Here is a 24,796-nt window from a genome sequence, read left to right as displayed (position 1 = left end):
CCGGAAGAAGGGCGTCGCTCAGCGTCGTTCGGGCTTCGCGCTGCGCGACATCAGCTCCTTGAGGGCGACCACCGGCGGCTTGCCCTCGTGCACGATGTCCACGACCGTTTCGGTGATGGGCATCTCCACGCCGTGCCGACGGGCCAGATCCGCCACCGACTCGCAGGACTTGACGCCCTCGGCGGTCTGCCTGGTGACCGCGATGGTCTCCTGAAGGGTCATGCCCTTGCCGAGGTTGGTGCCGAAGGTGTGGTTGCGGGACAGCGGCGAGGAGCAGGTGGCCACCAGGTCGCCCAGGCCCGCGAGTCCGGAGAAGGTCAGCGGGTCGGCGCCGAGCACGACACCGAGCCGTGCGGTCTCGGCGAGGCCGCGGGTGATGAGCGAGCCCTTGGCGTTGTCGCCGAGCCCCATGCCGTCCGCGATGCCGACGGCGAGCCCGATGACGTTCTTCACGGCGCCGCCCAGCTCGCAGCCCACCACGTCGGTTTCCGTGTACGGCCGGAAGTACGGCGTGTGGCAGGCGCTCTGCAGGCGCTGGGCGACGGCCTCGTCGGCGCAGGCGACGACGGCGGCCGCGGGCATGCGGGCGGCGATCTCGCGGGCCAGGTTGGGCCCGGTGACGACCGCGATGCGGTCGGCGCCGACCTTGGCGACGTCGTCGATCACCTCGCTCATCCGCATGGCTGAGCCGAGTTCGACGCCCTTCATCAGGGAGACGAGCACGGTGCCGGGGGCGAGCAGCGGGGTCCACTCGGCGAGGTTGGCGCGCAGGGTCTGGGAGGGGATCGCGAGGACGGTGAAGTCCGCGTCCGCGAGCGCCTCGGCCGCGTCGGAGGTGGCGCGCAGATTCTCCGGGAGTTCGACGCCGGGCAGGTAGTCGGGGTTGATCCGGGTGGAGTTGACCGCCTCGGCCAGCTCGGGACGGCGGGCCCACAGGGTCACCTCGCAGCCCGCGTCGGCGAGGACCATGCCGAAGGCGGTGCCCCATGAGCCGGTGCCCATGACGGCCGCCCGGACAGGCTTGCTCACGTGCTGCTCTCCTGTTCCTTGCCGGTCTGCGCCCGGGTACGGCGGCGCTGCTCGATCCGCTCCCGGCGCGGGTCGTAGGGCGTCTCGGGTGCCTTCTCGCCGCGGATCTGCTCCAGCTGGCGGGTGATGGCCGCCATGATGACCTCGGTCGCCTCCTTGAGCACGTCCGGGGTCATCTCCTTGCCGTAGAAGCGTGAGAGGTCCACGGGCGGCCCCGCCAGTACGCGGTGGGTCTTGCGCGGGAAGAGGCTGGGCTTCTTGGCGTACGGCGGCAGCAGTTCGTTGGCGCCCCACTGGGCGACCGGAATCACCGGGCACTTGGTCTGCAGGGCCACGCGGGCGGCACCGGTCTTGCCGGTCATGGGCCAGCCGTTCGGGTCGCGGGTGAGGGTGCCCTCGGGGTAGAAGGCAACGCACTCGCCGCGCTCCACGGCGTCGATCGCGGCCCGGAAGGCGCTGAGCGCGTCCGTGCTCTCGCGGTAGACGGGGATCTGCCCGGTACCGCGCATGGCGGCACCGACGAATCCTTTCTTGAAAAGTCCGCTCTTCGCCAGGAATCGCGGAACCCGTCCGGTGTTGTACTGATAGTGCGCGTACGCGAAGGGGTCCACGTGGGAATTGTGGTTCACCACGGTGATAAATCCGCCCTCAGCCGGAATGTGCTCCATTCCTTGCCAGTCCCGCTTGATCAGAATCACCAGCGGCGGTTTGCAGATCACCGCGGCGAAGCGGTACCAGAAGCCGATTCTGCGGCGGGGCACAAGGACACCTTCCTCTAGGGCTGCCACCCCGGCGGGGGGCCGCACAAGTGTGGCCCCGGGGCGCCGGTCTGTCGAGGACACCGTACGCCCGCCCGTCATCCGCCACCGCCCTTGCAGGGACCTTCGCACACCTCCCCGATACGCAGGCCGTGGCGGGCCCCGGGGGACAATGAGCGCGACGAGGAAGGGACGGTGAGCCGGTGCGGTGGACCTTGGTCATCCCCGTGAAGCCCCTTACGCGGGCCAAGAGCAGGCTCGCGGACACCGCGGCGGACGGGGTGCGCCCGGGGCTGGCCCTCGCGTTCGCACAGGACACGGTGGCCGCGGCGCTGGCCTGTGCCGCGGTGGCGGATGTGGCGGTAGTCACGGACGACGAGCTGGCCGCCCAGGAACTGGCGGCACTGGGCGCGCGGATCGTCCCGGATTCCCCGGCAGGCGGCCTGAACGCCGCTCTGGCGCACGGGGCGGCCGTCGTACGGGAAAAGCACCCCGGCACGGCGGTCGCGACCTTGAACGCCGATCTGCCGGCACTGCGGCCGCCGGAACTGGCGCGGGTGCTGAACGCTGCGGCGGAATTCCCGCGGGCCTTTCTCGCGGATGCGGCAGCGCTGGGGACGACGTTGCTGGCCGCGGGCCCCGACCGGGAATTGCGGCCGGCATTCGGTTTGGGTTCCCGTTCCCGGCATCGGGCCTCGGGTGCGGCCGAACTCATGTTGCCCGGTGTGGATTCGGTACGACAGGACGTGGACACGGGCGAGGATCTGCGGGCGGCGCTGGCGCTGGGGGTGGGGCCGCATACGGCGGCCGTGTCGGCGGGGTTGCTGATTCCGGGCTCGTGAGGCGCCCCGCACCGGCGCCGGCCGGGCGTCGGGCGGCTCCCCCGGCGCCGGCGGAGTGCCGCCTTGTTCCGGGACGGGGTGCCGCCCCGAGCGGGCGACTGCCCGCAGCGGCGGCGGAACCACGCGGCCGACGGCACCGCAACCCCATGGGAGCGCGGGGAAGTGCGCGACCGGCCGCAACGGGCCCGCGGCCCGCACCCGGCGGACGCCCCGCGGCCCGGCGGCGAGCCGCCGGAGGCACTACGCTGGCCGCCATGCAGGCCACCGCATACACGTACGACCCGGAAACCCGCAGCGGGCAGGTGCTCCTCGACGACGGCACCCCCCTGCCCTTCGACACCGCGGCGTTCGACGCGGGCGGGCTCAGGCTGCTGCGGCCCGGACAGCGCGTGCGGATCGAGACGGAGGGCGCCGGGGACGGCCCGCGGATCACCCTCGTAACCCTTCAGACCCTGTAACTGCCCTTACACACGCCGCGGGCCGGGCTCCCCAGGGGAGTCCGGCCCGGCGCGTGAGTGCCCTGGTGGCCTTACGAAGCCTTGCGGGCGGTGGCCTTCTTCGCGGTGGTCTTGCGGGCCGTCGACTTCTTGGCCGGGGCCTTCTTGGCGGTGACCTTCTTCGCCGGGGCCTTCTTGGCCGGGGCCTTCTTGGCGGTGGTCTTCGCCGCGGTGGTCTTGGCGGTCGCCGTGGTCTTCTTGGCGGGCGCCTTCTTCGCCGTGGTCTTCTTGGCGGTGGCCGTGGTCTTCTTGGCCGCCGTCTTCTTCGCCGTGGCGGCCTTCTTCGCCGCACCCGCCGTCTTCTTGGCGGCGGCCTTCTTGCCGGCAGCCTTGGCGATGGTGGGCGGCGGGCCGGACAGGCTGCCCTTGGGCGCCTTCTTGACCGCGACCTCACCGCCGCGCGGGAGCTTCTTCGAGCCGCTCACCAGGTCCTTGAAGCCCTGGCCGGCGCGGAACCGCGGCACGGAGGTCTTCTTGACCCGAACGCGCTCGCCCGTCTGCGGGTTGCGGGCGTAACGGGCGGGGCGGTCCACCTTCTCGAAGGACCCGAAGCCGGTGACCGAGACCCGCTCGCCCGCGACGACCGCGCGGACGATGGCGTCCAGGACCTGATCGACAGCATCGGCGGCCTGCTGGCGGCCGCCCATCTTGTCGGCAATCGCTTCTACGAGCTGCGCCTTGTTCACGTCTTCCCCTTCGGAGACCTCGCCAGAACGAAATGTTCAAGCTTTTTCGCACGTTAGGCAGATATATACCGCAAATCAAACACGAAACGGGCTAATCACCCTTGTGCCGCAACGGACTCGGTTGTCTCGGACGGTTCAGCGGTCCTCGTCGGGGATCCGACCCGCGTCGAGGTCCGCGGTGAACCGCTCGAGCCGCCTTGCCGCATCGGCGAGATCGTGCTTGGCCGCGGCCGTAATGACCAGCAGCTTCCGGGTCAGCGCCATCCGTACGCCCTCCGGGACTTGCAGTGCGCGCACTCTTGTGTGCGCTTCCTTGAGCTGGTTCGCGACCGCCGTATAGAGCTGGAGTTGGCCGTCGTGTTCCATGCACAGATTGTGCCATCTGGGGCGAGTTGTCGCCTGCGCAGGGTGCAACTGCCGCCTCAAACGGCCTTCCAGGCACTTGCGGAGGACGCGAACCCAGCACTCACCTACCCAAGCAACATCCCTCTTAACGTGGGAAGTTGAGGGATCCGGCCGGAGATCCCCGGGGCCGTTCGGACGCCGACATGGCTGTACCCCCAATCGTGGCGATCGGGGGTACAGAGGGGGTGTTGGGTGGCCGAAACCCGACCTGTTCAGGGCGGGTGGATCAGACCCGCAGGGTCCGCGGCTTGTGTGCGGGCCGCTTGCCCTCGTAGGCGGCGATGTCGTCCTCGTTCCGGAGCGTGATGGAGATGTCGTCCAGGCCGTTCAGCAGCCGCCAGCGGGAGTTCTCGTCCAGCTCGAAGGAGGCGGTGATGCCCGCGGCCCGCACCTCACGCGCCTCAAGGTCCACAGTGACCTCAGCAGTCGCGTCCTTCTCGGTCAGCTCCCACAGCTCGTCCACGATCCTCTGGTCCAGGACCACCGTGAGCAGGCCGTTCTTCAGCGAGTTGCCCCGGAAGATGTCCGCGAAGCGCGAGGAGATCACGGCCTTGAAGCCGTAGTTCTGCAACGCCCAGACGGCGTGCTCACGGGAGGAGCCGGTGCCGAAGTCGGGGCCGGCGACCAGAACCGAGGCGCCCTGGCGCTCGGGGCGGTTGAGCACGAACTCCGGGTCCTTGCGCCAGGCCTCGAACAGCCCGTCCTCGAAACCGTCCCGGGTGACCTTCTTCAGCCAGTGAGCAGGGATGATCTGGTCGGTGTCGACGTTGCCGCGGCGCAGCGGGACGGCCCGGCCGGTGTGAGTGGTGAAGGCTTCCATGGTTCTCAGACTCCAGCGGACGCGGGGACGTCGGTCAGGTCGGCCGGGGAGGCCAGGTGGCCCAGGACGGCGGTGGCCGCCGCGACCTGCGGCGACACCAGGTGCGTACGACCGCCCTTGCCCTGCCGTCCCTCGAAGTTGCGGTTGGAGGTGGACGCCGAGCGCTCGCCCGGGGCCAGCTGGTCGGGGTTCATGCCGAGGCACATCGAGCAGCCGGCGTGCCGCCATTCGGCGCCGGCCTCCTTGAAGACCACGTCCAGGCCCTCGGAGACGGCCTGCAGACCGACCCGCGCGGAGCCCGGGACGACCAGCATCCGTACGCCGTCGGCGACTTTGCGGTCCTTGAGCAGCTCGGCGGCGGCGCGCAGGTCCTCGATGCGACCGTTGGTGCAGGATCCTACGAAGACGGTGTCCACCTTGATGGAGCGCAGCGGCTGGCCGGCAGCCAACCCCATGTATTCCAGGGCCTTTTCGGCGGCCAGGCGCTCCGAAGCGTCTTCGTACGAAGCCGGGTCGGGGACGGCGGCCGAAAGCGGTGCGCCCTGGCCGGGGTTGGTGCCCCAGGTGACGAACGGCGACAGCTCGGCGGCGTTGATGACGACCTCGGCGTCGAAGACCGCGTCCTCGTCCGTCCGCAGCGTCTTCCAGTACGCCACCGCGGCGTCCCAGTCGGCGCCCTCGGGGGCGTGCGGGCGGCCCTCGAGGTACGCGAAGGTGGTCTCGTCGGGGGCGATCATGCCCGCGCGGGCGCCGGCCTCGATGGACATGTTGCAGATGGTCATCCGCGCTTCCATCGAGAGCTTCTCGATGGCGGAGCCGCGGTACTCCAGGATGTAGCCCTGGCCGCCGCCCGTGCCGATCCTGGCGATGATCGCCAGGATCAGGTCCTTCGCGGTGACGCCGTCGGGCAGCTCGCCCTCGACGGTGATGGCCATGGTCTTGGGGCGGGCCAGCGGCAGCGTCTGCGTGGCCAGCACGTGCTCCACCTGGGAGGTGCCGATGCCGAACGCCAGCGCGCCGAAGGCACCGTGCGTGGAGGTGTGCGAGTCACCGCAGACGACGGTCGTGCCGGGCTGGGTCAGACCCAGCTGCGGGCCCACCACGTGGACGACGCCCTGCTCGACGTCGCCCAGCGGGTGCAGGCGCACCCCGAACTCGGCGCAGTTCCTGCGCAGGGTCTCCAGCTGGGCGCGGGAGACCGGGTCGGCGATGGGCTTGTCGATGTCGAGGGTCGGGGTGTTGTGGTCCTCGGTCGCGATGGTGAGGTCGAGGCGGCGCACCTGGCGGCCGCTCTTGCGCAGCCCGTCGAAGGCCTGCGGGCTGGTCACCTCGTGCAGCAGGTGCAGATCGATGTACAGGAGGTCGGGCTCGCCCTCTGCGCGCCGGACGACATGGTCGTCCCAGACCTTCTCCGCGAGTGTCCTACCCATCGCTTTCCCTCCGGCCGGCAAACGTCCACCGGCCCTACTCGAGATCTTGAGCAAGCGGCGGCTGCCCTTTTCGGGGCCCCTGAAGTCGTGATTCCGGGCGCCCACCGCCAGGCCCGTTGGTCTGCGGGCCGCTGTGTCATTCCAGGGTGGCGCGTTCCACGGAAAATTGAACTTGCGTTTCACAGAGTGAGACGTGAGTATCGTTGCATGGACAACAGTAGCGGCGTCGGCGTTCTGGACAAGGCGGCCCTCGTCCTGAGCGCTCTGGAGTCCGGTCCGGCCACCCTCGCGGGTCTGGTCGGGGCCACCGGACTGGCACGACCCACGGCCCACCGTCTGGCCGTGGCCCTGGAACACCACCGCATGGTGGCACGCGACATGCAGGGCCGGTTCATCCTCGGCCCGCGCCTCTCGGAGCTAGCGGCCGCGGCCGGCGAGGATCGCCTGCTCGCGACGGCGGGCCCCGTGCTCACCCACCTCCGCGATGTCACCGGCGAGAGCGCGCAGCTCTACCGACGCCAGGGTGACATGCGCATCTGTGTGGCCGCGGCGGAACGCCTGTCCGGTCTGCGGGACACCGTCCCGGTGGGTTCGACACTCACGATGAAGGCGGGCTCGTCGGCGCAGATCCTGATGGCCTGGGAGGAGCCCGAGCGCCTGCACCGCGGCCTGCAGGGCGCCCGCTTCACGGCGACGGCCCTGTCGGGCGTACGGCGTCGTGGCTGGGCCCAGTCCATCGGTGAGCGCGAGCCGGGCGTCGCGTCCGTCTCGGCGCCCGTGCGCGGCCCGTCCAATCGCGTGGTGGCGGCCGTGTCCGTCTCCGGCCCCATCGAGCGCCTGACGCGCCACCCGGGCCGTATGCACGCCCAGGCGGTCATCGACGCGGCGGCCCGCCTGTCGGAGGCCCTGCGCCGCTCGGGCTGACCCGGGCGCTTTCGGGCACATCACCGGGGACGGTCCGCCTCAACGCCGCGGCAGGCCCTCCCCGGCCCCCGATCCCACCGTCAGACCGCCTGCGGCCGCCGGCCCGATCGCCGGCATGTCGCCGTGGATCGCCGCACAGGATCCCGAACTGACGGTGCGCTACGCGGAGTTGATGGAACAGTCGGCGCTCCTGGGGGCCTGACTTTTGGCAGCCCGGGACACGCCGAAGGCCCACCACCGAGGTGGAGGGCCTTCTCTGTGCGTACCCCCGACCGGATTCGAACCGGCGCTACCGCCTTGAGAGGGCGGCGTGCTAGGCCGCTACACAACGGGGGCATGGACGCTGCGTTTCCGCAGGTCCGAGCTGGTCTACCTGGACTCGAACCAAGACTAACTGAACCAGAATCAGTCGTGCTGCCAATTACACCATAGACCAATGATGGTTTAGACCAGTCAGTACCCCCGACCGGATTCGAACCGGCGCTACCGCCTTGAGAGGGCGGCGTGCTAGGCCGCTACACAACGGGGGCCCTAGCGATCCCGACAGCATCGGGATCAGTACCCCCGACCGGATTCGAACCGGCGCTACCGCCTTGAGAGGGCGGCGTGCTAGGCCGCTACACAACGGGGGCTTTGCAGATGAGCTCTGCGAGCTGGCCTACCTGGACTCGAACCAAGACTAACTGAACCAGAATCAGTCGTGCTGCCAATTACACCATAGGCCACTGGAACTCAAGCCCTTGCGGGGATCTCGTTCTAGTTTGCTCCTCGGGGCTCCGGCCTTCCGGCCCGCTTCCCTCGGCGCAGGAAGAACATTACCTGAAGGTGGACGGGGCTCCAAAACGGGTATCCGCGCGGACGAGCGCCGGGAGTTCGGCGAGGGTCGAGATCCGGTGCGCGACCACCGCGCCGACGGCCCGCGCGTAGGCCGCGCCGCGGTCGATCCACACGGACAGCAGCCCGGCCTCGGCGGCGCCCCGCCCGTCGATCTCCGGGTGATCGCCGACGTACGCCACCTCGTGCGGGGGCAGGCCCAGCGCCTCGCAGGCCGCGAGGAAGGCGCCGGCCTCCGGCTTGGAGACGCCCAGCTCGGCGGCGCACAGCACGGCCTCGAAGCGGTCCAGCACGCCGAGGGTGCGCAGCTTGTGTTCCTGGACGGTGATGCTGGAGTTCGACAGCACCGCGTGCCGGTGACTGGCGGCGAGGACCTCCAGGGTGGGCAGGACGTCCGGGAAGAGGTTCCAGGCGGCCACGTAGTGACCGACGTAACGCTGGAACCAGGCGTCCGCCTCCGCGTCGGACAGCTCCTTGCCGAGGAACACCCGGACGCGGTCGCGCCGCTGGTCCCGGAAGGTGGTCTCACCGGCCGCGTACCGGGTCCACTGCTGTTCGGTGATCTCCCGCCACCGGACCAGGGCCTCCTCGGCGCTGCCGTAACCGGCGAGGAGTCCTTCGGCGGCGAGGTGGGCCCGCATGCCCGCCCGGTCCGCGGTCGTGTAATCGAACAGGGTGTCGTCCACGTCCCAGACCACGGCTCTGATCGTCATGACACCGACGGTACCGCCCGGGGCCCGAGGGGGCGCCCGGCCTGGTGCTCGGTGACCGACGCGAAGGGGCGGCACCCGGTGGTCCGGGTGCCGCCCCTCACAGCGCGGGCGATTACGCCGTCAGCCTGGCCAGCGCCGCGTCGATGCGCGCCAGCGTCTTCTCCTTGCCCAGGACCTCCAGGGACTCGAAGAGGGGCAGGCCGACGGTGCGGCCGGTGACGGCGACGCGGACCGGGGCCTGGGCCTTGCCGAGCTTGAGGCCGTGGGCCTCACCAGCCGCCAGGACGGCCGCCTTGAGGGACTCGGCCGAGGTCCAGTCGGCGGTCTCCAGGTTCTCGCGGGCCGTGCGGAGCAGGGCGTCGGAGCCCTCCTTCATCGCCTTCGTCCAGCTCGCCTCGTCGAAGACCGGCTCCGGCAGGAACAGGAAGTCGACGTTGTCGGTGATCTCGGAGAGGACCTTCACGCGGGTCTGCGCGTGCGGGGCGATCGCCTGCCACGCGGTCTCGTCGAAGTCCTCCGGCGCCCAGGGGGCGAACGGGGGCTTCAGCCACGTGCGGCAGCGCTCGGTGAACTCCTTCACATCCAGCATGCGGATGTGGTCGGCGTTGATCGCCTCGCACTTCTTCAGGTCGAAGCGCGCCGGGTTGGGGTTCACGTCGGCGATGTCGAAGGCGGCGACCATCTCGTCGATCGTGAAGATGTCCTGGTCCGCCGAGAGGGACCAGCCCAGCAGGGACAGGTAGTTCAGCAGGCCCTCGGGCAGGAAACCGCGCTCGCGGTAGAGGTTGAGGGACGCCTGCGGGTCGCGCTTGGAGAGCTTCTTGTTGCCCTCGCCCATCACGTACGGCAGGTGGCCGAACTCCGGGATGCGCTTGGCGATGCCCAGCTCGATCAGCGCCTTGTACAGGGCGATCTGGCGCGGGGTGGAGGAGAGCAGGTCCTCGCCGCGCAGGACGTGGGTGATCTCCATCAGGGCGTCGTCGACCGGGTTCACCAGCGTGTACAGCGGGGCGCCGTTCGCGCGGACGATGCCGTAGTCGGGCACGTTCTCCGGGGTGAACGTCAGCTCACCGCGGACCAGGTCGGTGAAGGTGATCGTCTCGTCGGGCATGCGGAAGCGGACGATCGGGGTACGGCCCTGGGCCTGGTACTCCTCGACCTGCTCGGCGCTCAGGTCGCGGCAGTGGCCGTCGTAGCCGGAGGGCTTGCCGGCCGCGCGGGCGGCCTCGCGGCGGGTGTCCAGCTCTTCCTGGGAGCAGTAGCAGTGGTAGGCGTAGCCGCCGTCGAGGAGCTTCCGCGCGACGTCGGCGTAGATGTCCATGCGCTGCGACTGGCGGTACGGCGGGTGCGGGCCGCCGACCTCGGGGCCCTCGTCCCAGTCGAAGCCGAGCCAGCGCATGGCGTCCAGCAGCTGGTTGTACGACTCCTCCGAGTCGCGGGCCGCGTCGGTGTCCTCGATGCGGAAGACCAGGGTGCCCTGGTGGTGCCGGGCGAACGCCCAGTTGAACAGGGCGGTGCGGACCAGGCCCACATGGGGGTTACCGGTGGGCGAGGGGCAGAAACGGACGCGTACGGGGGAGCCGGGTGCGCTAGCCACGCTTGACAACCTTGTTGGTGAGAGTGCCGATGCCTTCGATGGTGACGGCGACCTCGTCGCCGACGTTCAGGGGGCCGACCCCCGCGGGGGTGCCGGTGAGGATGACGTCGCCGGGGAGCAGGGTCATGGCCTCGGAGATGTTGACGACCAGGTCCTCGATGGCGTGGATCATCTCGCTCGTGCGGCCCAGCTGGCGCTGTTCGCCGTTGACGGTGAGCTGGATGGTCAGGTCGTTCGCGCGGTCGAGGCCGAGGCCGGTCTCCACCCAGGGGCCGAGCGGGCAGGAGGTGTCGAACCCCTTGGCCCGGGCCCACTGCTTCTCGCGCTTCTGCACGTCGCGGGCGGTGACGTCGTTGGCGCAGGTGTAGCCGAAGATCACGTCCTTGACGCGCTCGCGCGGGACCTCGCGGCACATCCGGCCGATGACGACGGCCAGCTCGGCCTCGTGGTGCAGTTCCCGGGAGAACGGCGGGTACTGGATCTCGTCGCCGGGGCCGATCACCGAGGTGGACGGCTTGAAGAAGGCGAACGGGGCATCCGGCACCTCGTTGCCCAGCTCGCGCGCGTGCTCGGAGTAGTTGCGGCCGAACGCCACGACTTTGTTCGGGAGGACCGGCGGGAGCAGCCTGACCTTGTTCAGCGGCACCTTCGTCCCGGACAGCTCGTAGTCCGCGAACGGGATGCCCTTGATGATGTCGAGGACGAGTTCGTCCTGCTTGTCGCCCTCGACCGCGCCGAAGGCTACGTTCCCGTCGATGGAGAACCTGGCGATGCGCACGGGATCCTTGCGCCCCTCAACTAGAACCGGCGTACTGACGCCCCAGGTTAACCGGTCGGGCCGCCCGGCGTTCGGCCGGTACGGCCGCCGGTCAGGTGTTTTCCGGTACCCGGAACCTGCGCAGCGGAATTCTCCCCACCCCGATTTCCACGCAGCGGGACCGAGCCGCCGACGGAGCCGGGCGGCCGGCCCCCGCTCCCCCTCGCGCACCTGGCGGGCTGCACCGTCGCGGCCTGCGGCCACAGCGACGCCGAATAGCGGGTCGGCGCCCTGTACCCCGGTGAACAAATCCGCTCCGGACAGCGGGCCGGATCGTCGGTACGGATATCCAGTGCGTCCACGGAAAACGCGGTATCGCAAATGCGGCGGAAAAACACGAGAAGCAGTACGCGTACGCCTCACCGATCGGCCCGCTCGGCGCACCGGGCGCGGAAAAAGGTGAGCGCGGCCCGGAGGATCGTCGCTGACGCGTGATCTCCCCGGCCGCGCTCGCCGGGCCCGTGGCCCGTGGCGTCGGCGGGCGTACCGCCCGGCCGGCTACTCGCCGGCCCCGGCCACCGCGCCGACCGGAACCTCCATCAGGACGGTGCGCCTGGGGTTGGCCGTCTGGGCGGGGAGGTCGACGGACTGCTCCGGCAGCTCCGGCATCTGCAGTTCGCCGGCGTCGTCGAGGTGCGCCAGGGTTGTGCGTCGCGGGTTGGCTATCGTGCGGAACATCATCGTCGTCTTCACCGTTGTGGTCCTGTGCCCTCTGGTCGATGGGGTTGGCAGAGCCGCCGCTCTTGTAAAGCGTCAGGCTAAACATCCGATTCCCCGCCGAAGAGGCCAACTGCCCACGCTGCTCGTGTGAGTTTGCTCACGACCTCACGGGCAAACCGGTCAATTCAGACCTGCAACCTGACGCCATGAAACGGACATTGGAGCCCTGAAGCCATCATTCCGCTGCTGATCATCGCGACTGGGACACGTGCCACCGAGGAGCGACTCGCAGCGATACGTCCGGTTCGCCCCGAATCGACTTCCACGGCTGGTAATTCATCACTCACAGCCCGTCACGGAGGTCACAGCTCGGTCCACGGCCCTTGTTGGAGATCCGGCACTGTGCTGGAATTCCACGGACCGCCGCAGGATCGAGCCGGTGCACAGCGGGCGCGACGCAGCGCCGAGTGGCGGCGAGACAGGGGGGAACTGCGCCGGTCACTCAAGACCACCCGAGGGGCGTATTCAGGACGCCTCTCACAACGCCGACACCGTGTCCCTCCGTTCGCGCGGAGGGGCGCCTGGTCCAGAGGTTGCGACGCTAGTGCAGGGACGTTTCAAGAGGGATGGCAGCGCTTCGGCGGAGCCGGAGTCGCACGACGGGACTGGCCCCATGAAGGGCAGCTCCTCGCCCCAGCACGCCCAGAACCCGGGCCCGGGCGCGTCCGCGGACGGCGGTGACCGCCCCGGGCGCCCCGGCGCCCCGGCTTCGTCGGCCGCCACGAAGTCGGCGAAGTCCGGGACCCCCGCGCCCGCGGTGAAGCCCGTGCAGGGGCCGACCGGCCCCGGTTCGCGCGTGGCCCTGCGCAACTGGCGCATCTCCACGCGACTGGTGTCGCTGCTTGCGCTGCCCGTGGTCGCGGCGACCTCACTGGGCGCGCTGCGCATCAGCGAGAACATGGACAACATCCAGCAGCTCGACAACATGAAGCTGCTGACGGACATGACCAAGCAGGCCACCGAGCTGGCCGCCGCGCTCCAGGACGAGCGCGACCAGTCCGCCGGCCCCCTGGCACACGGCCTGAAGCCGAGCGACTACACGGTCAAGGGCTACCAGCAGAAGACCGACCGTGCCCGCGAGAACTTCCTCGACGCCTCCGAGCAGATCGACGCGGCCAGCAAGAACGGCAACCTGCAGGGCGTGCGCGACGCGCTCGTCGGTCTCGCCAACCAGCTGGACGACCTGGCCAAGATCCGCCGGTCCGCCTACCAGTCGAAGGACAACTCGACCCAGACGGTCGAGTCCTACCACCGGCTCATCACCCAGCTGATCGGCCTGTCCCAGGACATGGCCGAGGCGTCCAGCAACCCGGAGATGATCTCGCGCACCCGCGCCCTGGCGGCCTTCTCCACCGCCAAGGAGTACGCCTCCGTGCAGCGCGCGATGATCGCCGCCGCGCTGCCCGCGACCACCTCCACCAAGGGCCACCTCGCCGAGAACGACCGCCTGTACGGCCAGTCGGCGTACGAGAGCGAGGGCTCCGAGCTCGCGATCTTCCGGAAGATCTACGCCGACGAGAACGCCGAGGAACTCCTCAAGCCGATCGACGAGGGCAACCCGACGATCGAGACGGCCGACACCTATGCCAAGCGGTCCTTCGAGTCGCGTGACGGCATCGAGTCGCTGCCGGCGCGTTCCTACCGCGACTGGGTCGACACCAGCTCCACCAAGCTCGAACAGATGAAGAAGATCGAGCACACGCTGCTCGAGGACATGGAGCAGAAGGCCCGCGAGCTGCGCAGCGCCTCCGAGCAGGAGGCGATCATCTCCGGTGCGCTGATCCTGCTCGTGCTCGGTGTGTCGCTGGTCGGCGCGTTCGTCGTGGCCCGCTCCATGATCCGCTCGCTGCGCCGGCTGCAGGAGACCGCGACCAAGGTCGCCCAGGACCGGCTGCCCGAGCTGGTCAAGCAGCTGTCGGAGGCCGACCCGCAGGACGTCGACACCTCCGTGGAGTCGGTCGGTGTGCACTCCCGGGACGAGATCGGCCAGGTGGCCGCGGCCTTCGACGACGTGCACCGCGAGGCGGTCCGCCTCGCCGCCGAGCAGGCCCTGCTGCGAGGCAACGTCAACGCGATGTTCACCAACCTCTCGCGCCGCTCCCAGGGTCTGATCCAGCGCCAGCTGTCGCTGATCTCCGAGCTGGAGTCCCGCGAGGCCGATCCGGACCAGCTGTCCTCGCTGTTCAAGCTGGACCACCTCGCCACCCGTATGCGCCGTAACGGTGAGAACCTCCTCGTCCTCGCGGGTGAGGAGCCCGGCCGCCGCTGGACCCGCCCGGTCCCGCTGGTCGACGTGCTCCGTGCCGCCGCGTCCGAGGTGGAGCAGTACGAGCGCATCGAGCTGGCCTCCGTGCCCACCACCGAAGTGGCCGGCCGGGTCGTCAACGACCTCGTGCACCTGCTCGCCGAGCTGCTCGAGAACGCGACCTCCTTCTCCTCCCCGCAGACCAAGGTCAAGGTCACCGGTCACGCGCTGCCCGACGGCCGCGTCCTGATCGAGATCCACGACACCGGTATCGGCCTCTCCCCCGAGGACCTCGCGGCGATCAACGAGCGGCTCGCCTCGCCGCCCACCGTGGACGTCTCCGTCTCCCGCCGCATGGGCCTGTTCGTGGTCGGCCGGCTGTCCCAGCGGCACGGCATCCGCATCCAGCTGCGCCCGTCCGACTCCGGTGGTACGACCGCGCTGGTCATGCTGCCCGTGGACGTCGCCCAGGGCGGCAGGAAGCCCGCTCCGGGCAAGCCGGGCGCGCCCGGTGTGACCGGTGGCCCCGCCGCCGCGCAGGCCGCCGCGGGTGCGGCCGCGGCGCGTCGCGCCAACGGCCAGGGCGGTGCCCTCGGCGGCGCCCCGGCCGGTGGCGGTCTGCTCGGTGCCGGTCCCGGCCCGCGCGGCCAGGTCGGCTCCGGCCAGGGCCCCCGGGCCGCGCTGCCCGGCGCGGGCCAGGGCGGCCGTCCCGGTGCGCCGGGCGGTGCGCGCGGTCCGCAGGGCGGTCCCGGTCAGCAGGGCCGGCCCGCGCCCGCCGGTTCCGGTGCGGGCGGCTTCGGCGGTCAGACGCCGGGTGCCCCGCAGGGCCTGCAGGCCGCGAACCCGGGCGGACCGCAGCAGGACGCCTTCGGCGGCCGTGGCCGGCAGCGGCCCGCCGCCCCCGCCGACCAGAATCGTCAGCCCCAGCTGCCGCCGCGCGGCGGCCCGCAGGCCGAGCTGCCCGGCGGTGACTCGCAACGGCGCACCCCGGACTGGGGGGACACCCGGTCCCCGCTGTCGCGCGCCTCGCTGGACGCCCCGCGCGGCCACGACGAGCAGGACCCGTCACAGACCGCGCGCATGCCGCGCGTCGACGACCGGCAGGGCCCGGGCTCGACCGCGGAGATGCCCCGGATCGACGCTCAGGGCCCGGCCGCCACGGGCGGGTTCCCGCGCGCCGAGCTGACCGGCCCGGGCGGCTCCCAGAGCACGGGCCAGTTCCCGCATCCCGACAACGCCCAGCAGTCAGGTCAGTTCGCGCGTCCGGAAGACCCCCAGCAGACGGGCCAGTTCGCGGGTCCCGACGCCTCCCAGCAGGACCGGTTCGCATCGCGGCCCGGCAACCAGCAGGGTCCCGACTCGTTCGTCCGCTCCGACGTCTTCGGTACGCCGGGGGCCGGACAGCAGGACGACAGCGCCCAGCACACGGGCCAGTTCGCGGCCCCGCAGGCGTACGACGGCGGTTACGGCGGCAGCTCCACCGGGCAGCACGCCGTGCCCGGCGGCCAGAACCCCGCGCAGACCGGCCAGTTCGAGCGCCCGCAGCCGAACGGCCGTGACAGCTACGCGGCCCAGGGCGGCCGCGAGGACTTCGGCGCCCCGCGCCCGCCGGCCCCGCAGCAGCAGCGTCCGGTCCATCAGGAGCCCGACAACCGGGGCGCCGCACAGCGGCCCGGCGACGGGCGGGGACCGGGTGACGGGTGGGCACTGCCGCCGGCCAGCGGCCCGGGTGACGGCCGTACCCCGCTGTACGACACACTGGAGACCAACTGGTTCCACGGTCAGCAGCAGGGCGGCGCTCCGGCGCCTCAGCAGCAGTCGCAGGCGCCGGCGACCCCGGCTCCGCGGCGCTCCACCACCGACACCGGCTCCTGGCGCACCTCGCCGAACGACGAACTCGTCCGGCAGGCCGAGCGCGTCCGGCAGCCCGCCGCGGGCGGTGTCACCACCTCCGGCCTGCCGCGCCGAGTGCCTCGGGCGAACCTCGTCCCGGGCACGGCTCAGCAGCAACAGCACCAAGCCGGTCCGCAGGTCTCGCGTGCGCCTGACGACGTACGCGGCCGGCTGACCAATCTTCGTCGGGGCATCGCTCAGGGCCGTCAGGCCGGCAGCGGCCAGACCGGCAGCTTCCCGAGCCCCACTCACCAGCAGGAGCGTTAGTTGAGTCCGATGAGCCAGGCGGCACAGAACCTGAACTGGTTGATCACCAACTTCGTGGACAACACCCCCGGGGTGTCCCACACAGTGGTGGTCTCCGCCGACGGCCTTCTGCTGGCGATGTCCGAAGGTTTCCCGCGGGACCGCGCCGACCAGCTGGCGGCCGTCGCGTCCGGGCTGACCTCCCTGACGGCCGGGGCGTCCCGGATCTTCGAGGGCGGCAGCGTGGCACAGACGGTCGTCGAGATGGAGCGCGGCTTCCTCTTCCTGATGTCCATCTCGGACGGGTCGTCCCTCGCGGTCCTGGCCCACCCCGACGCGGATATCGGCCTTGTCGGCTACGAGATGGCACTGCTCGTCGACCGCGCGGGTGCGGTACTCACCCCGGATCTGCGCGCCGAACTCCAAGGCAGTCTGCTTCACTGACCGCCCCCGGCACCACCCACCTCACGAAAACACCGTCCGGCCGCCACAATCCCCCCACCGGCCCCATCAGACGGCTTGACTGACCGACTTGCTGTCCCGCCCGGAGGATTCATGACCCCGCCCACCGCCCATCATGATCCGTACGCGGAGCCGTACGGGGACGAGGGCGACCAGCCGCTGGTGAGGCCGTACGCGATGACCGGCGGCCGGACCCGGCCGCGCTACCAGCTCGCCATCGAGGCGCTGATCAGCACCACGGCCGACCCGGCTGCGCTCATGGGACTGCTCCCGGAGCACCAGCGCATCTGCCACCTGTGCCGGGAGGTCAAGTCGGTCGCGGAGGTCTCCGCGCTGCTGGCCATGCCGCTCGGGGTGGCCCGGATCCTGGTGGCCGACCTCGCCGAGGCCGGCCTGGTCGCCATCCACCAGCCGGGTGGCGACGAGAACAACGGCGGCGCTCCGGATGTGACGCTGCTCGAAAGGGTGCTCAGTGGACTTCGCAAGCTCTGACGCGGGTCGGGCCACCACCTCCGCGAAGATCGTGGTGGCGGGCGGCTTCGGCGTGGGCAAGACCACGTTCGTCGGCGCCGTCTCGGAGATCAACCCGCTGCGCACAGAGGCCGTCATGACGTCCGCTTCGGCCGGCATCGACGACCTCACCCACACCGGAGACAAGACGACGACCACCGTCGCCATGGACTTCGGCCGTATCACCCTGGACCAGGACCTGATCCTGTACCTGTTCGGCACGCCGGGCCAGGACCGCTTCTGGTTCATGTGGGACGACCTGGTCCGCGGCGCCATCGGCGCCGTCGTACTGGTCGACACCCGGCGCCTGGCCGACTGCTTCCCGGCGGTCGACTACTTCGAGAACAGCGGGCTGCCGTTCGTCATCGCCCTCAACGGCTTCGACGGCCAGCAGCCCTACGCCCCCGAGGAAGTGCGGGAAGCGTTGCAGATCGGGCCGGACGCCCCGATCATCACCACGGACGCCCGCCACCGCGCGGACGCCAAGAGCGCGCTGATCACGCTCGTGGAGCACGCCCTGATGGCTCGCCTGAGGTAGCACTCAAGAATCACGGGTCTCACGGCAGTTGCCGTAAGGGAATCGGAGCCGGCTGTGGCCTTAGACACGGTCGGCTCCGACGTTCATAACAGTTCGGCAGAGGAATCGCCCGGTGTCACCACGCGACGCGTTCGGGTGGTGCCGCTGCGCGCACGAACGCCCCGCCTTTTGGCGGGGCTCGTTCTTTATGACCGTTTTATCTGGGGCTTACGTCGCTCGCCTCCGGAGGTTTCCACTGTTTGGAAGTGCGCTGGTCCACGTGCTGGAATGCCTGAACTGCCCAATGGTCAAAGACGTACTGACTGTTCGATGACTAACCGGGCTCTGAGAGACTGCGGCACGACGTAGGTGCCGACCGCCGAGAGGTTGTTGGTCGAGTGAGGCGAAGCAAGAACGGTCCCGAGCCGTCGGCCCGGGGCAACTTCACCCCGCCGCCGCGCGCTGCGGCGCCCACCCCCGTGTCCGGTGCGGAGCCGGCGGCCACTCCCGCGTCGAGCGGCGGCCGCTTCTCCCCGCGCAACTGGCGGGTGCCGACCCGTCTGAACGCGATCCTGCTCATACCCGTGGCGGTCGGTCTCGTCATGGGCGGCTTCCAGGTGAAGAACTCGATCGACACCTGGCAGGAGGCCCGCGACGCCGAGAACACCGCCCACCTGGTCCGTGCCGCCCTCGGCTACGCCGACGCCCTCGAGAACGAGCGGGACGTCACCGCGGCCCCGCTGCTGCTGAACAAGAAGGACGCCCCCAGCAAGGCGGCTGTCGACGGCGCCCGCAAGGCCACCGACCAGGCCGCCGACGCCTTCGACCAGGCCGCGCAGAACATGCCGCACAAGTCGGGCCTGGAGCGCCGGCTGAAGCTGTTCCGCGAGGCCGAGCCCAAGCTGGCCCAGCTGCGCCAGGCCGCGTACACCTCCAAGGTGCACGGCGTGCAGACCGAGGAGGGCTACGTCGAGGTCGCCCACCCCCTGATGGAGTTCGCCAACGAGCTCGGTCTGGGCACCGGCAACATCACCTCCTACGGCCGTACCGTCTACGCCATCTCGCTGACCAAGGCGGCGTTGTCGCTGGAGCGGTCGATCGGCACGCACCTGCTGGTCAACCCCGGTCCGGACGACCCCAACCTGGCGACCCAGCGGGTGTCCCTGTCCTCGTACGCCTACCTGGAGCGCATCGCCCTGGAGGAGTACCTCGGCGGTGGCACCGAGGCCGACGCGCAGAAGCTGACCGACGCGCAGCAGAAGATGAAGACGGACGGCGCCGCGCTGGTCGAGGAGGCCAAGGGCAGGGACCCGAAGTACGTCGCCCCGCCCTCCGACCCGTCCAAGATGGTGGTGCGGATCGCCACCATGCCGGACACCAGCCCGCTCACCCGTCAAGGACTCGCTGCCAAGGGCATCACCGCCGAGAACTGGTGGGCGGTCAACACGCTCAAGTACAAGGCCTACCGGCAGATCGAGTCGGACCTCGCCGACAAGGCGGTGAACGAGGCCTCGTCCATCGCCGACGACGCCAAGACCTCCGCGTTCACCACCGGTGCCGTCGTCGTGATCGCCCTGCTGCTCGCGTTCATCCTGGCCGGTGCCGTGGCCCGCCAGATGAGCCGCTCGATGCGCCAGCTGCGTAACGCCGCCTTCGGTATCGCCGAACAGCGCCTGCCGATGCTGGTCGACCAGCTCTCGCGCACCGACCCCGGCCGGGTCGACACCCGGGTCGCGCCGATCCCGATCACCACCAAGGACGAGATCGGCGAGGTCGCCCGCGCCTTCGACCAGGTCCACCGTGAGGCGGTCCGGCTCGCCTCCGAGCAGGCCCTGCTGCGGGGCAACATCAACGCGATCTTCACCAACCTCTCGCGCCGCAACCAGTCGCTGATCGAGGGCCAGCTGACCCTGATCACCGACCTGGAGAACAACGAGGCCGACCCGGACCAGCTGGAGAACCTCTTCAGGCTGGACCACCTGGCCACCCGTATGCGCCGTAACGGCGAGAACCTCCTGGTCCTCGCCGGCGAGGAGCCCGGCCGCCGCTGGGACCAGCCGGTTCCGCTGGTCGACGTGCTGCGCGCCGCCTCCTCCGAGGTGGAGCAGTACGAGCGCATCGAGCTGTCCGGCGTCCCGGAGGCCGAGATCCACGGCCGCGCGGTCACCGACCTCGTGCACCTGCTGGCCGAGCTGCTGGAGAACGCCACCACGTTCTCCTCCCCGCAGACCAAGGTCCGCGTCACCGCGACGCGTCTGCCCGACGGCCGCATCATGATCGAGATCCACGACAAGGGCATCGGCCTGACCGCCGAGGACTTCGCGGACATCAACCACAAGCTGGCCAACCCGCCGACCGTGGACGCCGCGATCTCCCAGCGCATGGGCCTGTTCGTGGTCGGCCGGCTGTCCGACCGGCACGGCATCCGGGTCCAGCTGCGCCCCTCGGGCGAGCAGGCCGGTACGACGTCCCTGGTCATGCTGCCGGACGCGATCACGCACGGCGGTGGCGCCGAGACGCCGCTGGACCGCGAGGAGTTCACGGTCTCCCAGATCATCCCGGACCAGCCGTTCCAGGGTGAGAGCTTCAACCAGGTGCAGCCGATGCGCACCGCCGCCGAACTCGGCTTCGACGACAGCCGGTACGTGGACGTCCCCGACGACATCCGTGACCTGGACCCCGTCGGCCGCTCCCTGATGCGCGAGGAGCGTCGCGCGGCCCTGGAGGCCCAGACGCACGGCCAGCCGTCCGAGCAGCAGCAGGACGCGGCCGACACCCCCGGCGGTTTCCGCGACGAGTTCGAGACGCAGCAGGGTTACGACGGCAGCAGCACGGGCTACACCGAGCAGCCGTACCAGGAGCAGCAGCCCTCGTACCAGGAGCAGCAGCAGTCCTCGTACGAGGAACAGCAGCACACCGCGTACCAGGAGCCGTACGAGCAGCCGTACGAGAAGTCGTACGACGAGCAGTACTACGCGCCGAACGGCGGTCTGCCGCAGAACCAGAACAACGGCTTCGCCGCGAACGGCGGTTACCCGGACCCGGCGTATGCGGAGCCGGCCCAGGAGGAGCAGGCGCCGGCGCACGGCCAGGCGGCCGACGGCTTCGGTGCCTACGACAGCCCGTCCTACCAGGACGACTGGCCCCAGCAGGACGGCTACCAGAACGGCTATCCGGCCCAGTACGCTGCGGAAACGGAATCCTCGCAGGCCACTGACGCGACGGAGCGGAACCGCGTAGGCTTCGACCGTCCGGGACCGGCCTCTCCCGCCGCCCACGGGCTGACCGACGCCGGGCTGCCCCGCCGCGGATCCGGCGCGAGCGGTTCCAACGGCTCGAGTGCCTCCAACGGCTCGGCGCGCGCGCCGCAGGAAGCGCCGGCCCCCGCACCGGGGAACACCCCGGGGGCGGGCGGCGAGAACGGCTGGCGTTCGGCGAACGACGAGCGGTGGCAGCAGGCCGCCCAGCTCCGGAAGCCCAAGGCAGGCGGGGTCACCGCCTCCGGCCTGCCGCGGCGGGTACCCAAGGCCAATCTGGTCGAAGGCACCGCCGAGAGCACCCCTCAGGGAGGCCCCCAGGTCTCCCGCGCCCCGGAGGACGTCCGGGGCAGGCTGAGCAACCTGCGCCGGGGCGTCCAGCGCGGACGCAGCGCAGGCAGTGAAACGAACGGCCAGGCCACTAGGGATCACCACAGTGGGCCTGACAGCACCTACAACCAGGAGCGTTAGTGTGAGCCCGATGAGCCAGGCGGCACAGAACCTGAACTGGTTGATCACCAACTTCGTGGACAACACCCCGGGGGTGTCCCACACGGTGGTGGTCTCCGCCGACGGACTCCTTCTGGCGATGTCCGAAGGCTTCCCCCGCGACCGCGCCGACCAGCTCGCGGCCGTCGCCTCCGGTCTGACCTCGCTGACCGCCGGTGCCTCGCGCATCTTCGAGGGTGGCAGCGTGAATCAGACGGTTGTGGAGATGGAGCGGGGATTCCTCTTCCTCATGTCCATCTCCGACGGTTCCTCGCTCGCCGTTCTGGCCCACCCGGAGGCGGACATCGGCCTCATCGGGTACGAGATGGCTCTTCTGGTGGACCGCGCGGGCACGGTTCTCACCCCGGATCTCCGCGCGGAGCTCCAGGGAAGCCTTCTCAACTAGTAATCGGACGGTGCGTATACGTGTCCCGGGGCCGTAAGGTTTCGGGACGCGGCGCCACAGGTTTGGGTGCCCGGCGCAGTAGGAGGAGGAGAAAGTGGCAACACCCCCAGGCGGCTCGTCTTCGGGTAACTGGTCGTACGGCCCTGCACAGGGCCAGGGCGACGGTTCGGCGAACCGGTACAACTTCCCCTCCGCGCCCAGCCACCGGCAGCCCTACGCCCCGCAGGGTCCCGGTCCGTCGCCGTACGGCCAGCCCCCGGCCCCGCGGATCCAGCCGGTACAGCCGCAGCGCCGCCCCGAGCCGGCGCCGGCGTCGCACAACCCCTTGGTGCGTCCGTACGCCATGACCGGCGGCCGGACCCGCCCGCGCTACCAGCTCGCCATCGAGGCACTGGTGCACACCACCGCCGCTCCGCACCAGATGCAGGGCCAGCTGCCCGAGCATCAGCGGATCTGCAACCTGTGCCGGGAGATCAAGTCGGTGGCCGAGGTCTCGGCCCTGCTGACGATCCCCCTCGGCGTGGCCAGGATTCTCGTCGCCGACTTGGCGGAGGCGGGCCTGGTCGCCATCCATCAGCCCGGCGGCGACGAGAACGCCGGTGGCCAGCCAGACGTGACACTGCTCGAAAGGGTGCTCAGTGGACTTCGCAAGCTCTAGCGGCGGTCCTTCCCGCTCCACCACCTCCGCGAAGATCGTGGTGGCGGGCGGCTTCGGCGTGGGCAAGACCACGTTCGTCGGCGCCGTCTCGGAGATCAACCCGCTGCGCACAGAGGCCGTCATGACGTCCGCTTCGGCCGGCATCGACGACCTCACCCACACCGGAGACAAGACGACGACCACCGTCGCCATGGACTTCGGCCGTATCACCCTGGACCAGGACCTGATCCTGTACCTGTTCGGCACGCCGGGCCAGGACCGCTTCTGGTTCATGTGGGACGACCTGGTCCGCGGCGCCATCGGCGCCATCGTGCTGGTCGACACCCGGCGCCTGGCCGACTGCTTCCCGGCGGTCGACTACTTCGAGAACAGCGGGCTGCCGTTCGTCATCGCCCTCAACGGCTTCGACGGCCAGCAGCCGTACAACCCGGACGAGGTCCGCGAGGCGCTCCAGATCGGCCCCGACACCCCGATCATCACCACGGACGCCCGCCACCGCGCGGACGCCAAGAGCGCGCTGATCACGCTCGTGGAGCACGCCCTGATGGCTCGCCTGCGCTAGCCGTCCCGGACTTCGGGGGCCCTCTCCTTCGGGAGAGGGCCCTTTGTCGTACCCCCCGGCGGTACTTCGGCGCGGAGGGCTTACGCCGATCGGGTGAGGGACGAACGAGGAGTGAACACACCTCGGCCCCGCCCTCCCGAAGGAGTGGCGGGGCCGAGGGTCACGCGGAGAAGCTCAGTGCCAGCTGTGCGGGGCCCGGAAGCCGCCCTCGCGTTCCAGGCGGCGCCAGCCGGCCCTGGCGCGGCCTCGGTGGGTCTGGGCCGCGGGCGCCGGCTGGGCGGCCGCACGGGCCAGGAGGACGGCCGTGATGGCGGCGACCTCCTCGGGCTCGGCGTGGCCCTTCTCGACGCGGATGTCAGGAGTGCTCATGGGTGTCAGTCTCCGTGAGAGAGAGGTCCGCGGGGTTGCCGCGGCGGGTCCGCTCGGTTACTGCGGGGGGTTGCCGTGCTTACGGGAGGGCAGGTCGGCGTGCTTGGTATGCAGCATCGCCAGGGACCTGACCAGGACCTCGCGGGTCTGAGCCGGGTCGATGACGTCGTCGACCAGGCCGCGTTCGGCGGCGTAGTAGGGGTGCATCAGCTCGGCCTTGTACTCCTTGACCATCTTCTGACGCATGGCCTCGGGGTCCTCCGCGTCGGCGATCTGCCGGCGGAAGATGACGTTCGCGGCGCCCTCGGCGCCCATCACGGCGATCTCGTTCGTCGGCCAGGCGTACGTCAGGTCGGCACCGATCGACTGGGAGTCCATGACGATGTAGGCACCTCCGTACGCCTTGCGCAGGATCAGCGAGATCCTCGGCACGGTCGCGTTGCAGTAGGCGTACAGCAGCTTCGCGCCGTGCCGGATGATTCCGCCGTGCTCCTGGTCGACACCGGGGAGGAACCCCGGCACGTCCAGGAAGGTGACGATCGGGATATTGAAAGCGTCACACATCTGGACAAAGCGCGCAGCTTTTTCGCTCGCCTCGATGTCCAGGACGCCCGCCAGCACCTGCGGCTGGTTGGCGATGATGCCCACGACCTGGCCGTCGAGGCGGCCGAGGGCGCAGATGATGTTGCGCGCCCAGCGCTCGTGGACCTCCAGATACTCGCCGTCGTCGACGATCTCCTCGATGACCTTGGCCATGTCGTAGGGCCGGTTGCCGTCCGCCGGGACCAGATCCAGCAGCACGTCGGAGCGGCGGTCCACCGGGTCCGTCGTCTCCGTCCGCGGCGGGTTCTCGCGGTTGTTCTGCGGGAGCAGCGAGAGGAGGTACCGCACCTCGGCGATGCAGGTCTCCTCGTCGTCGTAGGCGAAGTGGCAGACACCGGAGGTCTCGGCGTGGACGTCGGCGCCGCCCAGGCCGTTCTGGGTGATCTCCTCACCCGTGACCGCCTTGACCACATCCGGGCCGGTGATGAACATCTGCGAGGTCTCGCGGACCATGAACACGAAGTCCGTCAGGGCGGGGCTGTAGGCCGCGCCGCCCGCGCACGGGCC

The 24,796-nt window shown here is 70.3% G+C and carries 23 protein-coding genes and 5 tRNA genes; 11 read left to right on the top strand and 17 right to left on the bottom strand.

The annotated features are described in order from the left end of the window. Positions 1 to 18: 18 nt before the first annotated feature. A complete protein-coding gene (locus AC07C1_RS29840) occupies positions 19 to 1,029 on the bottom strand; it encodes an NAD(P)H-dependent glycerol-3-phosphate dehydrogenase (RefSeq protein ID WP_478943972.1) in 1,011 nt (336 codons plus the stop codon). After that, positions 1,026 to 1,790, bottom strand: coding sequence for a lysophospholipid acyltransferase family protein (locus AC07C1_RS29835; protein WP_478943970.1), 765 nt, complete (start codon positions 1,788 to 1,790; stop codon positions 1,026 to 1,028). The genes AC07C1_RS29840 and AC07C1_RS29835 overlap by 4 nt, the downstream gene beginning before the upstream one ends. 200 nt (positions 1,791 to 1,990) lie before the next feature. Here AC07C1_RS29835 and cofC point away from each other — a divergent pair, with 200 nt between their 5' ends. Both cofC and AC07C1_RS29825 read left to right on the top strand, forming a co-directional pair. Further along, positions 1,991 to 2,629, top strand: a complete 639-nt coding sequence (cofC, locus tag AC07C1_RS29830) for a 2-phospho-L-lactate guanylyltransferase (protein ID WP_478943968.1) — start codon at positions 1,991 to 1,993, stop codon at positions 2,627 to 2,629. Between the two features lie 254 nt (positions 2,630 to 2,883). Next, the gene (locus AC07C1_RS29825; protein ID WP_478943966.1) at positions 2,884 to 3,087 is read left to right on the top strand and encodes a hypothetical protein; all 204 of its coding nucleotides are present in this window, start codon (positions 2,884 to 2,886) and stop codon (positions 3,085 to 3,087) included. A gap of 71 nt (positions 3,088 to 3,158) precedes the next feature. Here AC07C1_RS29825 and AC07C1_RS29820 read toward each other — a convergent pair whose 3' ends face one another. From AC07C1_RS29820 to leuC, 4 genes are all read right to left on the bottom strand, one after another. Further along, positions 3,159 to 3,812 carry an HU family DNA-binding protein gene (locus tag AC07C1_RS29820; protein ID WP_478943965.1) on the bottom strand — a complete coding sequence of 218 codons (654 nt, stop codon included), beginning with the start codon at positions 3,810 to 3,812 and terminating at the stop codon, positions 3,159 to 3,161. A 135-nt stretch (positions 3,813 to 3,947) separates the two neighbouring features. Further along, on the bottom strand, positions 3,948 to 4,178 hold the full coding sequence (locus AC07C1_RS29815) for an SCO5555 family protein (protein WP_478943963.1): 231 nt from the start codon (positions 4,176 to 4,178) through the stop codon (positions 3,948 to 3,950). Between the two features lie 265 nt (positions 4,179 to 4,443). After that, positions 4,444 to 5,037 carry a 3-isopropylmalate dehydratase small subunit gene (leuD, locus tag AC07C1_RS29810; protein ID WP_478943961.1) on the bottom strand — a complete coding sequence of 198 codons (594 nt, stop codon included), beginning with the start codon at positions 5,035 to 5,037 and terminating at the stop codon, positions 4,444 to 4,446. Positions 5,038 to 5,042: 5 nt separating this feature from the next. Further along, on the bottom strand, positions 5,043 to 6,467 hold the full coding sequence (gene leuC / locus AC07C1_RS29805; RefSeq protein ID WP_478943959.1) for a 3-isopropylmalate dehydratase large subunit: 1,425 nt from the start codon (positions 6,465 to 6,467) through the stop codon (positions 5,043 to 5,045). Between the two features lie 207 nt (positions 6,468 to 6,674). Between leuC and ndgR the strand changes: the two genes are divergently transcribed. Beyond that, positions 6,675 to 7,391, top strand: coding sequence for an IclR family transcriptional regulator NdgR (gene ndgR / locus AC07C1_RS29800; RefSeq protein ID WP_053762813.1), 717 nt, complete (start codon positions 6,675 to 6,677; stop codon positions 7,389 to 7,391). Between the two features lie 263 nt (positions 7,392 to 7,654). Here ndgR and AC07C1_RS29795 read toward each other — a convergent pair. The 9 genes from AC07C1_RS29795 to AC07C1_RS29755 all read right to left on the bottom strand — a co-directional run bounded on the left by AC07C1_RS29795 (position 7,655) and on the right by AC07C1_RS29755 (position 12,045). Next, positions 7,655 to 7,727: transfer RNA gene (locus AC07C1_RS29795), tRNA-Glu, on the bottom strand. Positions 7,728 to 7,755: 28 nt separating this feature from the next. Next, positions 7,756 to 7,827, bottom strand: a tRNA-Gln gene (locus AC07C1_RS29790). Positions 7,828 to 7,848: 21 nt separating this feature from the next. Further along, positions 7,849 to 7,921: transfer RNA gene (locus AC07C1_RS29785), tRNA-Glu, on the bottom strand. A gap of 29 nt (positions 7,922 to 7,950) precedes the next feature. After that, positions 7,951 to 8,023: transfer RNA gene (locus AC07C1_RS29780), tRNA-Glu, on the bottom strand. 21 nt (positions 8,024 to 8,044) lie between these two features. Further along, positions 8,045 to 8,116: transfer RNA gene (locus AC07C1_RS29775), tRNA-Gln, on the bottom strand. A gap of 90 nt (positions 8,117 to 8,206) precedes the next feature. Further along, on the bottom strand, positions 8,207 to 8,938 hold the full coding sequence (locus tag AC07C1_RS29770; RefSeq protein WP_478943957.1) for an HAD family hydrolase: 732 nt from the start codon (positions 8,936 to 8,938) through the stop codon (positions 8,207 to 8,209). A 112-nt stretch (positions 8,939 to 9,050) separates the two neighbouring features. Further along, positions 9,051 to 10,535, bottom strand: a complete 1,485-nt coding sequence (gltX, locus tag AC07C1_RS29765; RefSeq protein ID WP_478943955.1) for a glutamate--tRNA ligase — start codon at positions 10,533 to 10,535, stop codon at positions 9,051 to 9,053. Further along, positions 10,528 to 11,313: a fumarylacetoacetate hydrolase family protein gene (locus AC07C1_RS29760; RefSeq protein WP_478943954.1), complete on the bottom strand. Its 786-nt coding sequence runs from the start codon at positions 11,311 to 11,313 to the stop codon at positions 10,528 to 10,530. The genes gltX and AC07C1_RS29760 overlap by 8 nt, the downstream gene beginning before the upstream one ends. A 537-nt stretch (positions 11,314 to 11,850) precedes the next feature. After that, positions 11,851 to 12,045, bottom strand: coding sequence for a hypothetical protein (locus AC07C1_RS29755; protein ID WP_478943952.1), 195 nt, complete (start codon positions 12,043 to 12,045; stop codon positions 11,851 to 11,853). Positions 12,046 to 12,616: 571 nt separating this feature from the next. Between AC07C1_RS29755 and AC07C1_RS29750 the strand changes: the two genes are divergently transcribed. The 8 genes from AC07C1_RS29750 to AC07C1_RS29715 all read left to right on the top strand — a co-directional run bounded on the left by AC07C1_RS29750 (position 12,617) and on the right by AC07C1_RS29715 (position 23,317). After that, complete coding sequence (locus AC07C1_RS29750; RefSeq protein WP_478943950.1) at positions 12,617 to 16,477, top strand: sensor histidine kinase; 3,861 nt, start codon at positions 12,617 to 12,619, stop codon at positions 16,475 to 16,477. Positions 16,478 to 16,486: 9 nt separating this feature from the next. Beyond that, a complete protein-coding gene (locus tag AC07C1_RS29745) occupies positions 16,487 to 16,900 on the top strand; it encodes a roadblock/LC7 domain-containing protein (protein WP_184970701.1) in 414 nt (137 codons plus the stop codon). Positions 16,901 to 17,011: 111 nt separating this feature from the next. Then, a complete protein-coding gene (locus AC07C1_RS29740; RefSeq protein ID WP_009190816.1) occupies positions 17,012 to 17,410 on the top strand; it encodes a DUF742 domain-containing protein in 399 nt (132 codons plus the stop codon). Next, positions 17,391 to 17,966 (top strand): GTP-binding protein, encoded by a 576-nt coding sequence (locus AC07C1_RS29735; RefSeq protein WP_100828422.1) that lies wholly within the window; start codon positions 17,391 to 17,393, stop codon positions 17,964 to 17,966. Before AC07C1_RS29740 ends, AC07C1_RS29735 begins: the two co-directional genes overlap by 20 nt. A gap of 377 nt (positions 17,967 to 18,343) precedes the next feature. Further along, complete coding sequence (locus tag AC07C1_RS29730) at positions 18,344 to 21,673, top strand: sensor histidine kinase (RefSeq protein WP_478943949.1); 3,330 nt, start codon at positions 18,344 to 18,346, stop codon at positions 21,671 to 21,673. A gap of 10 nt (positions 21,674 to 21,683) precedes the next feature. Continuing rightward, positions 21,684 to 22,097 (top strand): roadblock/LC7 domain-containing protein, encoded by a 414-nt coding sequence (locus AC07C1_RS29725; protein ID WP_030948713.1) that lies wholly within the window; start codon positions 21,684 to 21,686, stop codon positions 22,095 to 22,097. A gap of 94 nt (positions 22,098 to 22,191) precedes the next feature. Beyond that, positions 22,192 to 22,755 carry a DUF742 domain-containing protein gene (locus tag AC07C1_RS29720; protein WP_478943947.1) on the top strand — a complete coding sequence of 188 codons (564 nt, stop codon included), beginning with the start codon at positions 22,192 to 22,194 and terminating at the stop codon, positions 22,753 to 22,755. Then, the gene (locus AC07C1_RS29715; RefSeq protein WP_009314218.1) at positions 22,736 to 23,317 is read left to right on the top strand and encodes a GTP-binding protein; all 582 of its coding nucleotides are present in this window, start codon (positions 22,736 to 22,738) and stop codon (positions 23,315 to 23,317) included. Before AC07C1_RS29720 ends, AC07C1_RS29715 begins: the two co-directional genes overlap by 20 nt. Positions 23,318 to 23,491: 174 nt before the next feature. Here AC07C1_RS29715 and AC07C1_RS29710 read toward each other — a convergent pair whose 3' ends face one another. Continuing rightward, positions 23,492 to 23,686 carry an acyl-CoA carboxylase subunit epsilon gene (locus AC07C1_RS29710; RefSeq protein WP_478943945.1) on the bottom strand — a complete coding sequence of 65 codons (195 nt, stop codon included), beginning with the start codon at positions 23,684 to 23,686 and terminating at the stop codon, positions 23,492 to 23,494. A 57-nt stretch (positions 23,687 to 23,743) separates the two neighbouring features. Continuing rightward, positions 23,744 to 24,796 (bottom strand): acyl-CoA carboxylase subunit beta (locus AC07C1_RS29705; RefSeq protein WP_478943943.1); only part of this gene is annotated, 1,053 nt, incomplete at its 5' end.

The sequence above is a fragment of the Streptomyces sp. NPDC045022 genome, assembly GCF_056432605.1.
Note: the sequence above shows the minus strand (reverse complement) of the source record. Positions and strands in the feature narration are given on the sequence as shown.

Excerpts from the sequence above, each read along its gene's own strand:
- AC07C1_RS29725 (WP_030948713.1), top strand. The coding sequence starts at position 21,684 with ATGAGCCAGGCGGCACAGAACCTGAACTGGTTGATCACCAACTTCGTG.
- AC07C1_RS29710 (WP_478943945.1), bottom strand. The coding sequence starts at position 23,686 with ATGAGCACTCCTGACATCCGCGTCGAGAAGGGCCACGCCGAGCCCGAG.
- leuC (WP_478943959.1), bottom strand. The coding sequence starts at position 6,467 with ATGGGTAGGACACTCGCGGAGAAGGTCTGGGACGACCATGTCGTCCGG.
- ndgR (WP_053762813.1), top strand. The coding sequence starts at position 6,675 with ATGGACAACAGTAGCGGCGTCGGCGTTCTGGACAAGGCGGCCCTCGTC.
- AC07C1_RS29745 (WP_184970701.1), top strand. The coding sequence starts at position 16,487 with ATGAGCCAGGCGGCACAGAACCTGAACTGGTTGATCACCAACTTCGTG.
- AC07C1_RS29815 (WP_478943963.1), bottom strand. The coding sequence starts at position 4,178 with ATGGAACACGACGGCCAACTCCAGCTCTATACGGCGGTCGCGAACCAG.
- leuD (WP_478943961.1), bottom strand. The coding sequence starts at position 5,037 with ATGGAAGCCTTCACCACTCACACCGGCCGGGCCGTCCCGCTGCGCCGC.
- AC07C1_RS29740 (WP_009190816.1), top strand. The coding sequence starts at position 17,012 with ATGACCCCGCCCACCGCCCATCATGATCCGTACGCGGAGCCGTACGGG.
- AC07C1_RS29770 (WP_478943957.1), bottom strand. The coding sequence starts at position 8,938 with ATGACGATCAGAGCCGTGGTCTGGGACGTGGACGACACCCTGTTCGAT.
- AC07C1_RS29825 (WP_478943966.1), top strand. The coding sequence starts at position 2,884 with ATGCAGGCCACCGCATACACGTACGACCCGGAAACCCGCAGCGGGCAG.